15 protein-coding genes are annotated in these 15,158 nt (G+C 70.8%); 14 read left to right on the top strand and 1 reads right to left on the bottom strand.

The features are described from left to right. Positions 1 to 59 precede the first annotated feature (59 nt). The gene (locus ACWAT2_RS01400; protein ID WP_402371688.1) at positions 60 to 503 is read left to right on the top strand and encodes an RrF2 family transcriptional regulator; all 444 of its coding nucleotides are present in this window, start codon (positions 60 to 62) and stop codon (positions 501 to 503) included. 47 nt (positions 504 to 550) lie between these two features. Beyond that, on the top strand, positions 551 to 1,768 hold the full coding sequence (locus tag ACWAT2_RS01395; RefSeq protein WP_402371689.1) for a globin domain-containing protein: 1,218 nt from the start codon (positions 551 to 553) through the stop codon (positions 1,766 to 1,768). A gap of 83 nt (positions 1,769 to 1,851) precedes the next feature. On the opposite strand, the gene ACWAT2_RS01390 is transcribed toward ACWAT2_RS01395, so the two are convergent. Next, positions 1,852 to 2,637 carry a CPBP family intramembrane glutamic endopeptidase gene (locus ACWAT2_RS01390; RefSeq protein WP_402371691.1) on the bottom strand — a complete coding sequence of 262 codons (786 nt, stop codon included), beginning with the start codon at positions 2,635 to 2,637 and terminating at the stop codon, positions 1,852 to 1,854. A gap of 294 nt (positions 2,638 to 2,931) precedes the next feature. On the opposite strand from ACWAT2_RS01390, the gene pdxT reads away from it, so the two are divergent. The 12 genes from pdxT (at position 2,932) to ACWAT2_RS01330 (ending at position 15,157) form a co-directional block, all read left to right on the top strand. Then, complete coding sequence (gene pdxT / locus ACWAT2_RS01385) at positions 2,932 to 3,591, top strand: pyridoxal 5'-phosphate synthase glutaminase subunit PdxT (RefSeq protein ID WP_402371692.1); 660 nt, start codon at positions 2,932 to 2,934, stop codon at positions 3,589 to 3,591. Positions 3,592 to 3,627: 36 nt separating this feature from the next. Beyond that, positions 3,628 to 4,389 (top strand): YebC/PmpR family DNA-binding transcriptional regulator, encoded by a 762-nt coding sequence (locus ACWAT2_RS01380; protein ID WP_402371693.1) that lies wholly within the window; start codon positions 3,628 to 3,630, stop codon positions 4,387 to 4,389. Positions 4,390 to 4,446: 57 nt separating this feature from the next. Continuing rightward, positions 4,447 to 5,046 carry a crossover junction endodeoxyribonuclease RuvC gene (ruvC, locus tag ACWAT2_RS01375; RefSeq protein ID WP_402371694.1) on the top strand — a complete coding sequence of 200 codons (600 nt, stop codon included), beginning with the start codon at positions 4,447 to 4,449 and terminating at the stop codon, positions 5,044 to 5,046. Beyond that, on the top strand, positions 5,043 to 5,657 hold the full coding sequence (gene ruvA, locus ACWAT2_RS01370; RefSeq protein WP_402371696.1) for a Holliday junction branch migration protein RuvA: 615 nt from the start codon (positions 5,043 to 5,045) through the stop codon (positions 5,655 to 5,657). The genes ruvC and ruvA overlap by 4 nt, the downstream gene beginning before the upstream one ends. Continuing rightward, positions 5,650 to 6,753, top strand: a complete 1,104-nt coding sequence (gene ruvB / locus ACWAT2_RS01365) for a Holliday junction branch migration DNA helicase RuvB (RefSeq protein ID WP_402371697.1) — start codon at positions 5,650 to 5,652, stop codon at positions 6,751 to 6,753. Before ruvA ends, ruvB begins: the two co-directional genes overlap by 8 nt. Before the next feature lie 64 nt (positions 6,754 to 6,817). Next, on the top strand, positions 6,818 to 7,252 hold the full coding sequence (gene yajC, locus ACWAT2_RS01360; protein ID WP_402371699.1) for a preprotein translocase subunit YajC: 435 nt from the start codon (positions 6,818 to 6,820) through the stop codon (positions 7,250 to 7,252). Positions 7,253 to 7,399: 147 nt separating this feature from the next. Continuing rightward, positions 7,400 to 9,277 carry a protein translocase subunit SecD gene (gene secD / locus ACWAT2_RS01355; RefSeq protein WP_402372083.1) on the top strand — a complete coding sequence of 626 codons (1,878 nt, stop codon included), beginning with the start codon at positions 7,400 to 7,402 and terminating at the stop codon, positions 9,275 to 9,277. Continuing rightward, positions 9,277 to 10,371: a protein translocase subunit SecF gene (secF, locus tag ACWAT2_RS01350; protein WP_402371701.1), complete on the top strand. Its 1,095-nt coding sequence runs from the start codon at positions 9,277 to 9,279 to the stop codon at positions 10,369 to 10,371. Before secD ends, secF begins: the two co-directional genes overlap by 1 nt. 10 nt (positions 10,372 to 10,381) lie before the next feature. Next, positions 10,382 to 10,957, top strand: coding sequence for an adenine phosphoribosyltransferase (locus ACWAT2_RS01345; protein WP_402371702.1), 576 nt, complete (start codon positions 10,382 to 10,384; stop codon positions 10,955 to 10,957). A gap of 80 nt (positions 10,958 to 11,037) precedes the next feature. Beyond that, positions 11,038 to 13,350 (top strand): RelA/SpoT family protein, encoded by a 2,313-nt coding sequence (locus tag ACWAT2_RS01340; RefSeq protein ID WP_402372084.1) that lies wholly within the window; start codon positions 11,038 to 11,040, stop codon positions 13,348 to 13,350. Positions 13,351 to 13,391: 41 nt separating this feature from the next. Beyond that, positions 13,392 to 14,558, top strand: a complete 1,167-nt coding sequence (locus tag ACWAT2_RS01335) for an ATP-dependent DNA ligase (protein WP_402371703.1) — start codon at positions 13,392 to 13,394, stop codon at positions 14,556 to 14,558. A 29-nt stretch (positions 14,559 to 14,587) separates the two neighbouring features. Then, positions 14,588 to 15,157, top strand: coding sequence for a dihydrofolate reductase family protein (locus ACWAT2_RS01330; RefSeq protein ID WP_402371704.1), 570 nt, complete (start codon positions 14,588 to 14,590; stop codon positions 15,155 to 15,157). Position 15,158 lies beyond the last annotated feature (1 nt).

Genomic DNA, 15,158 nt, shown 5'->3' with positions numbered 1-15,158 from the left:
GCTCTCCTTCACACCCGTTAAAGACGCATATCGGGTGCGACTTTAGATAGCGTTGCCGTGTGCAGCTCACCGCGTACACCGACCTGGGACTCCGCATCGTCATGCGGCTTGCCGTCCTCGACGACGAGAGCTCGGCCACCACCCGCGGGCTGGCCGAGGAGCTCCACGTCTCGGCGGCGCACGCGGCGAAGGTCGTCACGCGGCTTGCGGCGCTCGGCGTCGTCGAGGCGCGGCGAGGCCGCGGCGGGGGAGTGCGGCTGACCTCTGCGGCCGACCTGATCTCCGTGGGGGCCGTGGCACGTGCGATCGAGGGCGACGGTGAGGTCGTCGACTGCGACGGCGCGGTGCCCTGCCCCTTGCGTGGCGGGTGTCGCCTGCGCGGTGCGTTGGCCCGCGCCCGCGAGGCCTTCTTCGAGGTCCTGGACCCCCTGACGATCCAGGACCTTGCCGCCCCACCGACCCGGTCCCTGCTCCTCACTCTGAGGTCGGGACCACCTCGCTGAGCGCATCGCGTCCAGCCAGCACCCGCAGAAGAACGACAGGAGAACTCATGCTCTCGTCCCGGTCCGCCGACGTCGTCCGTGCCACGCTGCCCGTGATAGGAGGTGCCATCGGCGACATCACCCCGGCCTTCTACCGACGGATGTTCGCCGCGCACCCCGAGCTCGAGCGGGACCTGTTCAACCGTGGCAACCAGGCTCGCGGTGACCAGCAGCGCGCGCTCGCCGGGGCGATCGCCGCGTACGCGACGTTCCTCGTGGACGACGACGGCCCGGAGCCAGACGAGGTGCTGGCGCGGATCGCGCACAAGCACGCCTCGCTCGGCATCACCGCCGACCAGTACCCGATCGTGCACGAGCACCTGTTCGGTGCGATCGCCGAGGTGCTCGGCGAGGCGGTGACGGACGAGGTCGCGGCCGCGTGGAGCGAGGTCTACTGGCACATGGCGCACGCCCTGATCGAGATCGAGCAGGGCCTGTACGCCGAGGCCGCCGTCGATCCCGGCCAGGTCTGGCGCACGGTCCGGGTCCGACGGCGCACGCAGCAGTCGCCGGACACCGTCTCGTTCGAGCTCGGGGACGCCGACGGGCACGAGCTGCCGGCGGGGCGCGCCGGGCAGTACGTGTCCGTCGCGGTGACCCTGCCTGACGGCGCACGTCAGATCCGCCAGTACAGCCTCACCGGGATCGGTGCGCCGGGCACCTGGTCGATCTCCGTCAAGGCCGTTCCCGCCACCCACGACGGTGACCGCATCGCGCCGGCCGGCGAGGTGTCGGGGCACCTGCACGCCAACCTCTTCGAGGACGACCTCGTCGAGGTCTCCCTGCCCTTCGGAGAGCTGACGCTGGTGGACGGCGAGGCGCCGCTCTTGCTGATGTCCGCGGGTATCGGCGTCACGCCGATGATCGGGTTCCTGCACCACCTGCGAGCCACGGGGACCGACCGGCGAGTCGTGGTCCTGCACGCCGACAGGTCGCCGGCCCGGCACGCCCACCGCAGCGAGCTGCGCGAGCTCGTCGGGGACCTGGCCGACGGCGAGCTCGTGCGCTGGTACGAGGACCTCGGCGCCCGTGACGCCGACTCCTTGCTGCGGGCCGGACGGCTCAGCCTGGACGGCGTCGACGTACCGGCCGACGCCGAGGTGTACCTGTGCGGTCCGCTGCCCTTCATGGCGGCGGCACGCACAGCACTCGCCGATCGAGGCGTGCGTGACGACCAGCTCCACTACGAGGTCTTCGGCCCGGGCCTGGAGCTCGCCGCGGCGTGAACCCGTGCCGGTCGCCCTCCGGCGTCTACCCGGAGGGCGGCCGGCGTTCCGGCCTGAGATCACTCAGCGCGACGTCGGCCGGGTCACGTGGTCACCGGCCCCGAGCGCCGGGTGCGCAGCCACACCACCACCGCCGCGCCGACGAACACGAGGCTGTTCAAGATCACCAGGCCGGGGCTCAGGGGAGCGGAACGGTCGAGCCGCTCGGCGAGGTCGGCGTTCAGCGCGATCCAGAAGACGAACGTGAGCGTGTTCACGACGGCGTGCAGCACGATCGCGATCTCGAGCCCACCGGTGCGCCAGGTGATGAACGCCGTGGTCACGGAGAAGACGACGTAGAACGCGTTCCACATCGGGTTCCCCGTGGTGTGGATCACGGAGAAGATGAGGGACGACACGCCGATGCCCAGGATCAGCGACGTCGTCCGACCGCGCCCCCAGCTCGCCGCGATGCGGAAGACCAGTCCGCGCAGGCCGTACTCCTCGCCCGCGGCCTGCAGCGGCACCAGCGCGAGGCTCACGACGAGCAGCCAGATCACGTCGCTCTGCAGCCACTCGGTGGTCCGGTAGGGCGTCACGTGCTCTGCGATCGCCAAGGCGATCAGCAGCGCGGGGCCGATGGCCAGCAGCGCTCTCCCGAACAGGCCGAAGCGGAAGCGAGAGGCCACCGAGGTCAGCGAGGCGCCACGCACTCCGTAGAGCCAGTGCTGGATCACCATGCTCCACGGCACGAGCAGCGCGGTGGCGATCAGGCTGGCGGTGTGCGCCACCGGGGTGAGGACCCGACCGTCGTCGTGCGGCCCGCCGGGCGAGAGGAGCCCGTCGACCCAGCTACCGAGGTAGTAGAAGGCGGAGATGAAGGCGAACATGCCGCCGATGAGAAGTGCGATGGCAAGGACGCCGCGACCGATGCGACGTTTCTCTCCCGCCAGGACCCGGTGGTACTCCACCCCGGGTGGGACTGACGCCTGGTGAGGCCCGCTGGCCAGGGCCTTCTGGTCTTCATGGTCGGAACGCACGCTGCTTCGTCCTCTTCTGCCGCGATCGGTGCTGGGTGCTTGCCTGAGCAGTCCAGACCCTGTCGTCGCGACGGGCTCAAGCCCCTGGGCTGTGAGGTGGCGCACACCGCCCGCACGAGTCGGCCGGTCGTAGGATGAATGGCTGTGAACACTCCGACCATCGGCGTCCTGGCCCTGCAGGGCGACGTCGGTGAGCACCTGACCGCCCTGGCCTCTGTGGGCGCCCGCCCCGTGACCGTGCGACGACCGGACGAGCTGGCACTCGTCGACGGGCTCGTGCTCCCCGGCGGGGAGTCGACGACCATCGACAAGCTGCTGCGCATCTTCGAGCTGCGGGACCCGTTGCGGGCACGGATCAAGGAAGGGCTTCCGGTGTACGGCTCGTGCGCCGGGATGATCCTGCTCGCGGACCGGATCCTCGACGGCACGGCCGACCAGCAGACCCTCGGCGGGATGGACGTCGTCGTGCGGCGCAACGCGTTCGGCCGGCAGGTCGACTCGTTCGAGACCGACCTCGACGTCGTGGGCGTCTCCGCCGGGGCTGCGATGCGCACCGCATTCATCCGCGCTCCTTGGATCGAGGAGGCCGGGCGCGACGTCGAGGTGCTGTCGCGTATCCCGGCCGTGGATACCCAGGGCCGTGCCGTAGCGGCCGCCGGTAGGATCGTTGCGGCACGGCAGGGGCCGCTGCTCGCCACCGCGTTCCACCCGGAGATCACGGGGGACACGCGCGTGCACAGGCTGTTCGTCAGCATGGTCGCGGGCGACCGGCGGAGGTTCCCCGCCGCCGTTCGACGCCAGTGAAAGAGCCAACGGAGACGCAGGGAGTCAGGTAGAGGCATGTCAGGTCACTCGAAGTGGGCCACGACCAAGCACAAGAAGGCGGCGATCGACGCCAAGCGGGGCAAGCTCTTCGCGAAGCTGATCAAGAACATCGAGGTCGCGGCGCGCACCGGCGGCGGCGACATGGCGGGCAACCCGACGTTGTTCGACGCCGTCCAGAAGGCGAAGAAGTCGTCGGTCCCCAACGACAACATCGACCGCGCGCTCAAGCGCGGCTCCGGCGAGGGCGCCGACGCCGTCGACTACCAGACGATCATGTACGAGGGCTACGGGAACAACGGCATCGCCGTGCTCGTCGAGTGCCTCACCGACAACAAGAACCGTGCCGCGGCCGAGGTCCGGACCGCTTTCTCCCGCAACGGTGGCAACCTCGCCGACCCCGGGTCGGTGTCGTACCTCTTCTCACGCAAGGGACTCGTCGTCGTCCCGAAAACGGACGGCGTCACCGAGGACGACGTGATGCTCGCCGCGCTGGACGCTGGCGCCGAGGAGGTGACCGACGTCGGGGAGCACATCGAGGTGCTGAGCGAGGCGACCGACCTGGTCGACGTGCGCACCGCGATCGTCGAGGCGGGCATCGAGTACGACTCGGCGGACTCCATCTGGCACCCCTCGATGCAGGTCGAGGTCGACGTCGAGGGTGCCCGCAAGATCACACGCCTGATCGACGCGCTCGAGGACAGCGACGACGTCCAGAACGTCTACGCGAACTTCGACGCCTCCGACGAGGTCATGGCCGCCCTCGACGGCGACGACTGAGCACGCCCGGACGTTTCGCTCCCAGGGGTTGTCGGTGCTGCGTGAGACAGTGACGCCGTGCGAGTGCTGGGAGTGGATCCGGGTCTGACCCGTTGTGGCGTCGGGGTGGTGGACTCCCGTCCCGGCCGGCGGGCCGACCTGGTGGGCGTGGGCGTGCTGCGCACCGTGCCGGAGACGAGCACCGACCTGAGGCTGCTCGACATCTCGCGCGGGCTGGACTCCTGGCTCGACGACCACACGCCCGACGTGGTGGCGGTGGAGCGCGTCTTCGCGCAGAACAACCGCGGCACGGTCATGGGGACCGCGCAGGTCGCCGGCCTGGCGATGGTGGCGGCCGCGCGCCGAGGCGTGCCGGTCGCGCTGCACACGCCGAGCGAGGTGAAGGCCGCGGTCACCGGCTCGGGCCGGGCGGGCAAGGAACAGGTCCAGCGCATGGTCGCGAGCATCCTGCGCCTGCAGAGCGTCCCGCAGCCGGCCGACGCGGCCGACGCGCTCGCGCTGGCGATCACCCATCTGTGGCGTCCGGCCGGCGCCCTGCAAGGTGGTGACCGGCACGAGACCACCCCGGCGCAACGCGCCTGGGCGGCCGCGGAGCGCACGGCGCAGCGGCCCGCGGGGTACCGTACGGGTGTTCGAGGAAAGGAGGGAGCCCGGTGATCGCATCCCTGGCCGGCACGGTGACGCAGGTGAACCTCGACCGCGCGGTGATCGACGTCAACGGTGTGGGATACCTGGTCCACGCCACCCCGGCGACCCTCGCAGGGCTCCGCCCGGGGGAGCCCGCGCAGCTGCACACCATGCTGGTGGTGCGCGAGGACTCGATGACCGTCTACGGCTTCGCGGACGCCGACGAGCGTGAGGTGTTCGAGACCGCTCAGTCCGTCTCAGGCGTCGGCCCACGGATCGCCCTCGCGATGCTGGCCGTGCTCACGCCGGACGCCCTGCGTCGCGCCATCGCCGGCGAGGACCTCGCGGCACTGCGACGGGTCCCCGGCATCGGGGCGAAGAGCGCCCAGCGGATCGTCCTCGAGCTCACGGGCAAGCTGGGCGCGCCCGGGGCCGACGGCGGGGCGGAGCACGTCGCCGCACCGACGACGGACGGACGGGCCCAGGTGGTCGACGCATTGGCCGGACTGGGGTGGTCGGTGAAGGTCGCGGAGGACGCGGTGGCCAAGGTGCTCGCAGAGGCCGGGACGGAGACGGTCGCCGAGACCGACGTGCCCGCGACGCTGCGTGCCGCGCTACGGAGGCTCGGGCCCCGTGGCTGAGGGCGCGATCGACCCGGCCGAGCTCGGCGGTCGCACGGTGGGTTCCGGCGCCGACGAGGTCGAGCGTGCGGCCGAGGCCGCGCTGCGCCCCAAGAAGCTCGACGAGTTCGTCGGCCAGCAAGTGGTGCGCGATCAGCTGTCGCTCGTCCTGCACGCCTCCATCGCCCGCGACACCGCTCCCGACCACGTGCTGCTCTCCGGACCGCCGGGCCTCGGCAAGACCACGCTGGCGATGATCATCGCCGCTGAGCTCGGCACCTCGCTGCGCGTCACCAGCGGACCGGCGATCCAGCACGCCGGCGACCTCGCCGCGGTGCTGTCCTCCTTGGAGGAGGGCGAGGTGCTCTTCATCGACGAGATCCATCGCCTCGCCCGGCCGGCCGAGGAGCTGCTGTACGTCGCGATGGAGGACTTCCGCGTCGACGTCGTCGTCGGCAAAGGCGCGGGAGCGAGCGCGATCCCGCTCGCCCTGCCCCCGTTCACCGTCGTCGGCGCGACCACCCGCTCAGGGCTCCTGCCGGCCCCCCTGCGCGACCGGTTCGGGTTCACCGGGCACCTCGACTTCTACGCCGCGGCCGAGCTCGAGCGGGTCATCCTGCGGTCCGCGGGCCTGCTGGGGGTCGACGTCCGGCACGAGGCCGCGCACGAGATCGCCGGTCGTTCCCGGGGCACGCCCCGCATCGCCAACCGGCTGCTCCGGCGTGTCCGCGACTGGGCGCAGGTGCGCGGCGACGGCGTCCTGGACCTGCAGGCGGCCCGTTCGGCGCTGAAGGTCTACGAGGTCGACCCGATCGGGCTCGACCGGCTCGACCGGGCCGTCCTCGACGCGCTGTGCCGGCGTTTCGGGGGCGGGCCCGTCGGCCTGACGACGCTGGCGATGATGGTCGGTGAGGAGCCGGAGACGGTCGAGACCGTCGCCGAGCCGTACCTGGTGCGGGAAGGACTGGTGGCGCGGACGCCCCGCGGCCGCGTCGCGACGACCGAGGCGTGGGACCACCTGGGTCTGGAACCGCCGGCGGGGGCGTGGGCTGCCGGTCTTCCGGCCGCGGAGCCGGGAACCTCCCGGGCGTCGCGCACGTTGTTCGACGAGGCCTAGGGCCGCGTCCCGCGGCCCTAGACTGGGCAGAACACCCCGACCACCGCCGAAGGACTGACTCCACGTGGACTTCTCGATCATCATCCTCTTCGTCGTGCTGGCGGCGCTCATGTTCTTCATGAGCTCGCGCACGCGCAAGCAGCAGAAGCAGCAAGCAGAGTTCCGTGCTGCGCTCGCACCCGGTCAGGAGGTCATGACGGGTTCCGGGATGGTGGGCACCGTCGTCGAGATCGACGACGAGTCCGACACCATCACGATCGAGACCACGCCGGGCACCCGGACCCGCTGGCTGCGTGCCGCGGTCGCCAAGCGGACGGACACCGCCGTCGCTGACGAGACCGAGGAGGCCGAGGCCTCGGAGAGCTCGGACGATGCAGGTAGCATCACCCCCGCAGACGGTAACGTCGAGGTTCCCGACGACCTCTCCGGGCTGGACACCGCGCAGCGGGAGTACCTGGAGAACAAGCGCCGGGAGAGCGGCGAGACCGAGGACAAGTGACCTCTGCGCCGACCGGGTACGCCCGGTCGGCGCGATCACGCGTCGGCCATGGCGGCCGCGCGCACACGGGAAGAGAACCAAGTGGCCAACTCCAGCACGCAGCGATCGCGTCCAGTACGCACGCTCGTGGTCTTCGCGATCCTGTCCATGGTGGTGCCGTTCGCGGCGTTGCTCGCCGGGGTCTACCTCGAGCCCAAGACTGACGAGAACCCGGCGGGCGCGAGCCTGGCCCCGGGGCTCGCTCTCGACCTCCAGGGTGGCACCCAGATCATCCTGACGCCCGTCTCGACGGACGGCTCGGAGATCACTCCGGAGTCGATCGACGAGTCGATCAACGTCATCCGGCAGCGGATCGACTCCTCGGGGGTCGCCGAGGCGGAGATCGCGAACCAGGGCGGCGAGAACATCGTCGTCGGCATCCCCGGCGAGGTGGACCAGGCGACGATCGACCTCGTGTCCCAGCCCGCGCAGATGCGGTTCCGGCCCGTGCTGACCTACGAGATGGGGCTACCGGCCGAGGAGAACCCCGCCGAGGAGACCGAGGGCGACGACGCCGAGGGATCTGAGGAAGGCTCCGAGGGAACCGAGGAAGGTTCCGAGGACGCCGAGGAGACCGGTGACGTCGACGCCCGCATCGCCGAGGAAGCGGCCGACGTCGAGCCGACGGACGCGTCGGACCTCGCACAGATCACCCCGGCCGTGCAGGAGAAGTTCGACGCGCTGGACTGCACCGACCCGGACAACCTCGTGGGCGGCGGCGGCGACGACCCCGACCTCGTGCTGGTCACGTGTGCCAACGACGGCAGCATGATGAAGTACATCCTGGGGCCGATGGAGGTCGACGGGACGCACGTCACGACGGCCAGCTCCGGCCTGGTGCCGGGACCGAACGGTTCCGTCACCAACGAGTGGGGCGTCTTCATCGAGATGGACTCCGAGGGCTCCGCACAGTTCCGCGAGACGACGCAGCGCCTCCAGGGCCTCCAGAGCCCTCAGAACCAGTTCGGCATCGTGCTGGACGGCCTGGTCATCTCCGCGCCGTCGCTCGACCCGGGCGTCATCATCTCTGACGGCCGGCCGCAGATCTCCGGAAACTTCACGCGGGACTCCGCCGCCACGCTGGCCAACCAGCTGAGCTTCGGCTCCCTGCCCATCAACTACGAGGTGCAGAGCCAGGAGACCATCTCGGCCACGCTGGGCTCGGAGCAGTTGCGCAACGGTCTGCTCGCGGGCCTGGTCGGCATGGCGCTGGTGGTCGTGTACTCGCTCTTCCAGTACCGCACGCTCGGCCTGGTCACCGTGGGCTCGCTGCTCGTGGCCGGCGTCATCACCTACCTCTCGATCGCTCTGCTGTCCTGGGGGATGGGATACCGGCTGTCGCTGGCCGGCGTCGCCGGCCTGATCGTCGCGATCGGCTTCACGGCTGACTCGTTCATCGTGTACTTCGAACGCATCCGCGACGAGGTCCGCGACGGACGGTCGATGGCGATGGCCGTCGAGCGCGGTTGGCGCCGGGCGAAGCGCACCGTCCTCGCGGCCAAGTCGGTCACCCTGATCTCGGCGATCGTGCTCTACTTCCTCGCGGTCGGCGGCGTCCAGGGGTTCGCCTTCACACTGGGTCTGACCACCATCATCGACATCGCCGTGGTCTTCTGGTTCACCCACCCGATGCTGCAGCTGCTGACCAAGGTGCCGTTCTTCCGGGACGGCCACGCCTGGTCGGGCCTGTCGCCGCAGCGGCTCCGCGCCGCCGGTCCGCGCTACGCGGGCGCCGGCAGGTTCTCGACGCCCGGTCCGGCAGCGGACGCCGCGGTGGACGCGCCCGAGCCGGAGCCCGCCCTGGCGGGTGCACGGGCCGGCGCCGTGCCGGCGACCGATGCCTCGGGGCGCCGTCTGACGATCGCGGAGCGCCGCGCGGCCGAGCGCAAGGCCTCGAGCGGATCCGGGGACGAACCACCAAACGACGCTCCGGGCTCGCCACGCAACGATGACGCCGGCTCCGGCGAGAACGAGGAGAACCGCTGATGGCCGGCAGCATGACCTTCGCCCAGTGGGGCAACGACCTGTACACCGGTCGCCGCTCCTACCCGATCATCGGCCAGCGCAAGATCTGGTTCACGATCGTCGCGATCCTCGGGATCGCCTCGGTCGCGATCCTCGTCGTCAAGCCGCTCGTCCTCGGTATCGACTTCCGCGGCGGCACGGAGTTCACGGTCAACGAGGTGAGCTCGACCGAGCAGTCCGTGGCGATCGACGCGGTGCAGGAGGTGCTGCCCGAGGACGAGCCGCGCGTGGCCGTGGTGGGCGGCAGCGCGGTACGGGTGCAGACCGAGCTCGTGGAGGACGCCGAGGCGACCGCCATCACCGAAGCGCTCGCCCGGGGTTACGGGGTCGAGACCGCGGACGTCGACCAGTCCTTCGTCGGTCCGACGTGGGGCGAGGCAGTCTCCGAACGTGCACTGTGGGGCGTCATCGTCTTCATCGTGCTCGCTGCCGGCTTCATGGCCGCCTACTTCCGGGCCTGGCGGATGTCGGTGGCGGGCATCCTCGCCATGCTGTCCGACCTGCTGATCTCCGCCGGGATCTATGCCCTGATCGGCTGGGAGGTCACGCCGTCGACGATCATCGGCTTCCTGACGATCCTCGGCTTCTCGCTGTACGACAAGATGGTCGTCTTCGACAAGGTCCGCGAGAACACGACAGGCGTCCTCGACCAGTCGCGCAACACCTACGCCGAGCGGGCTAACCTGGCGGTCAACCAGACCCTCGTCCGGTCGATCAACACCTCGGTGGTCGCTCTGCTGCCGGTTGCCGGCATCCTCTTCCTGGGGGCCCTGTGGCTGGGGGCGGGCACGCTCCGCGACCTGTCACTGTCGCTGTTCGTGGGTATCGCGGTCGGTGCCGCCTCGTCGATCTTCCTGGCGACGCCGCTCGACGTGGCGCTGCGTGAGCGCGAGCCCAAGTACCGCGAGCACACCGAGAGGGTCCTCGCCGATCGCCAGCAGCTGGCCGCGTCGGGCGGCCAGGAGGCCGAGCTCGCGGCCGCGGCCGCCGGCCGGTCGCAGCTGATCCCGGGGCACCACCAGGGCAACGCGGCGCAGCCGCGGCGCAAGCGGTGACGGGACGACGTTGACGGACGACATCTCGCTGGTCGCCCTGGCCGGGCTGGGCCCGGCCAGGGCCGCCGAGGTCCGCGCGCTGATCCATGACGTGCCCGACTATCCGCACCCTCCGGTGGTCTTCCGGGACATCACCCCGCTCCTCGCGGACGGTGCGGCGCTGGCGGACGTGATCGAGGCCTTCGCCCGGATCGTCGACGCGCACGGTGGCGTCGACGTGGTGGCCGGCATGGAGGCGCGCGGGTTCCTGCTCGGGGCGCCGCTGGCCACCCGGCTGGGTGTGGGATTCCTCCCGCTGCGCAAGGCGGGCAAGCTTCCGCCCCCGGTCGAGCGGGTCGAGTACGAGCTCGAGTACGGGGTCGCGGCGATCGAGCTGCGGCCGGGAACACTCCGGCCGGGTGCTCGTGTTCTCCTGGTGGACGACGTCCTGGCGACTGGCGGCACCGCGCGTGCCGCGGCCACCCTGGTGGAACGTTGCGGGGGAGTGGTTGCCGGGCTGGCCTTCCTGCTCGAGCTCGCGGGCCTGGGCGGCCGTGACAGGCTCGCCGGAAGGACGGTCGACACCCTGCTCAGGGCGGGGTCGTAGACTTGCCCTCCCGGACGTCGCCCGCCCGACGCTGGTCGAAGGAGGTGCCCGTGAGCGACGAGACGCAGGTCCGAAGCAACATGGACGCGCCCCGGCCGTCCGGCGGGAGCCGGGTGCGCAACCGCCTGGTCCGCCTCGGCGTACGAGGCGCACCTGCGAACACGCCCGCGCTGGAGCCGTTGCTGCAGGCGGTGCGCACGAACCACCCGAAGAGCGATCTCGGTGTCCTCGAGCGCGCCTACGCGACCGCTGAGCGCGCCCACCGGGGCCAGCAGCGCAAGTCCGGTGACCCGTACATCACGCACCCCGTCGCCGTGTCGACGATCCTCGCGGAGCTCGGGTTCGACGGCGCGACGCTCGCGGCCGCGCTGCTGCACGACACGGTCGAGGACACCGACTACTCGCTGACCGACCTCACCCAGGACTTCGGCAGCGAGATCGCGATGCTGGTCGACGGCGTCACCAAGCTGGACAAGGTGACCTACGGAGACGCTGCGCAGGCGGAGACCGTGCGCAAGATGGTCGTCGCGATGGCGAAGGACATCCGTGTACTGGTCATCAAGCTCGCTGACCGCCTCCACAACGCTCGTACCTGGAAGTACGTCTCAGGGCCCTCGGCCTCCCGCAAGGCCCGCGAGACGCTCGAGATCTACGCGCCGCTGGCGCACAGGCTCGGCATGAACACCATCAAGTGGGAGCTGGAGGACCTGTCCTTCCAGACGCTCTACCCCAAGGTGTACGACGAGATCGTGCACCTGGTGGCCGAGCGCGCTCCGGCTCGCGAGGAGTATCTCGGGGTGGTGCGTGAGCAGATCTCCGCGGACCTGCGCGGCGCCAAGATCCGGGCGACGGTCACCGGGCGCCCGAAGCACTACTACTCGATCTACCAGAAGATGATCGTGCGCGGGCACGACTTCGCGGAGATCTACGACCTGGTCGGCACCCGCGTCCTGGTGGACTCCGTCCGCGACTGCTACGCGGCCCTCGGAGCGTTGCACGCGCGATGGAACCCGGTCCCGGGCCGGTTCAAGGACTACATCGCGATGCCGAAGTTCAACATGTACCAGTCGTTGCACACGACGGTCGTGGGGCCGGGCGGCAAGCCGGTCGAGATCCAGATCCGCACGCACGACATGCACCGGCGGGCCGAGTACGGCGTCGCGGCGCACTGGAAGTACAAGGAGTCCGCTCGCGCTCCCAAGAGCGGGTCGAAGGACCCGCGCGCGAACGACATGGCCTGGCTGCGCCAGCTCGTGGACTGGCAGCGGGAGACGGCGGACCCGGGCGAGTTCCTCGACTCGCTGCGGTACGAGATCGGCGCTGCCGAGGTGTACGTCTTCACCCCGAAGGGCGAGGTCATGGCCCTGCCTGCGGGGTCGACACCGGTGGACTTCGCCTACTCCGTGCACACGGAGGTGGGGCACCGCACGATGGGTGGCCGCGTCAACGGCCGGCTGGTCCCGCTCGACTCCCCGCTGCAGAACGGTGACGTCGTCGAGGTCCTCACCTCGAAGGCCGACACGGCCGGGCCGTCGCAGGACTGGCTCGCCTTCGTGAAGTCTGGTCGCGCCCGGAACAAGATCCGTCAGTGGTTCACCAAGGAGCGCCGTGAGGAGGCGGTCGAGCGAGGCAAGGAAGCCATCACCAAGGCGATGCGCAAGCAGAACCTGCCGATCCAGCGGCTGCTGAGCCACGAGACGCTCGTCGGCCTGGCGAACGAGCTGCGGTACGCGGACGTCACCGCACTCTACGCGGCGGTCGGGGAGAACAACGTCTCGGCGCAGCACGTGGTCGAGTCGCTCGTGAAGTCTCTCGGCGGCGAGGACGGCACGGCGGAGGACACCGCCGAGGTCGCCCGGCCGGGCCAGCCCACGCGTCGGTCCCGCTCGACGGGCGACCCCGGGATCGCCGTGAAGGGCGTCGACGACATCTGGGTCAAGCTCGCCAAGTGCTGTACGCCGGTGCCGGGCGACGAGATCGTCGGGTTCGTCACGCGCGGGGCCGGCGTGAGCGTGCACCGGTCGGACTGCGCGAACGTCGTCCAGCTGCGTTCCCAGCCGGAGCGGCTCGTGGACGTCGAGTGGACCACCGGCGCGAACACGATGTTCCTGGTGCAGATCCAGGTGGAGGCGCTCGACCGCTCGCGGCTCCTGTCGGACGTCACCAGGGTCCTCTCCGACCATCACGTCAACATCCTGTCGGCCACCGTGTCCACGTCGACCGACCGCATCGCCGTCTCGCGCTTCGTGTTCGAGATGGCCGAGCCGGCGCACCTGCAGCAGGTCCTCGCCGCAGCGCGCAAGATCGACGGGGTCTTCGACGTCTACCGCATCACCGGCACGAAGGCCGCCGAGGTCGGGTCGGACGCGCCCGAGGCGCCGGTCGACGCCTGAACCCCGCGCACGCCACGCGCCCACGGCGTAGGTTCGCCCTCATGGACCTTCCTCTGGACGGACCGATCCGACCGATGCTGGCTCGCTCGGTCGCGACGGTGCCCGATCAGCCCGACGACGGTGCCCGCTGGGTGTACGAACCCAAGTGGGACGGCTTCCGCGCGATCGTCTATCGCGACGGCGACGAGGTCCGCATCTACTCGCGCGGCGCGAAGCCCATGGACCGCTACTTCCCCGAGATCGTCGAGGCCGTGCGCGCCGAGCTGCCGGCACGCTGCGTCGTCGACGGAGAGATCGTCGTGGCTCGCCCGCCCGCCGGGCGCGACGACGTCGCTCGGCTGGACTTCGACACGCTCAGCCAGCGTATCCACCCGGCGGAGTCGCGGGTGCGTCTGCTCGCCGAGTCGGTGCCCGCGAGCATGGTGGTGTTCGACCTGCTCGCCGTGGGCGACGAGGACCTGTCGAGGTTGCCGCTGTCGGAGCGTCTCGCGCGGCTGGACGCCCTGGGGCTGGGCGGCCCGCAGGTGCATGCCACGCCTCGCACGACGGACGCCGCGACCGCTCGGGGATGGTTGGAGACGTTCGAAGGTGCCGGGCTGGACGGCGTCGTCGCCAAGCGGGACGACGGCCTGTACGAGCCGAACAAGCGTGGCTGGCTCAAGATCAAGCACGCCCGCACCGCGGACGTCGTGCTGGCCGGGCTGCGTGAGCACAAGACGTCGACGCCGGGGCGGCCGCTCGTGGGGTCGCTGCTCCTCGGGCTATACGGCAACGACCCTGAGGGTGCCGGGCACGGCCGCACCCTGCAGTTCGTGGGGGTGGCCGCGTCGTTCTCGGCCGCTCGCCGTGCCGCGCTGTACGACGAGCTCGTGCCGCTGCGCGTCGAGCCGGGGTCGCCGGAGTCTGCACAGCACCCGTGGGCGGACTGGCAGGACCCCGCCGGCTCGGAGGGCGGCCGGCGGCGGCCGGGCGCGCAGTCACGGTGGAGCGCGGGCAAGGACCTGTCCTTCACCCCGCTGCGGGTCGAGCGCGTGCTGGAGGTCGGCTACGACCACATGGAGGGGACCCGGTTCCGCCACACCGCACAGTTCAAGCGCTGGCGGCCGGACCGCGACCCCGCCAGCTGCACGTACGACCAGCTCGCCGAGCCGGTCGGCTACGACCTGGCCGGTCTGCTACCGGGTGCTCCGGGCACCACGGCGCGATGAGTCTCGGAGGCAGAGGCGGTCGGTAGGGCATGGGAACACTGAGATTCGGGATGATCACCTGCTCGCTCGACGGCTTCGTCAACGACGGGGACGGGGAGATCGGCTGGACGGCGCCCAGCGATGACAGGCACGAGTTCATCAACCGTCGCGTGGGTGACGTCAGCGTCTTCGTGATGGGCCGGCGCATGTACGAGATGCTGCGGGTGTGGGACGACTGGCCGCCCGGCCGGCAGGTCGAGGACGAGTTCGCCGCGCTGTGGGCGCGGGCGGACAAGATCGTCTGCTCGGACGCGCTCGACCCGGTGGACGCACCGCGCACCACGGTTGAGCGGCGGCTGACTCTGGACCGCTTGGACGAGATCGTGGCGCAGACCGACGGCGTCGTGGAGGTCTCCGGCCCGACGATCGCTGCCGAGGCGCTCCGGGCGGGCCGGGTCGACGAGATCGACCTCTTCGTCCTGCCGCGAACGGTCGGCGAGGGTCGGCGGGCGTTGCCGCAGGGGATGCAAGCCTCGCTGGAGCTGCGGGAGAGCCGGACCTTCAGCGACGGGGCGGTGTACCTGTCGTACGGGCGGGCCGGGCCTGAGCGCGGAGTCTGAG

The organism is Isoptericola sp. GX10416, assembly GCF_056590155.1.
The sequence above is the reverse complement of the archived record's forward strand: the minus strand, read 5'-3'. Positions and strand labels throughout refer to the sequence as shown.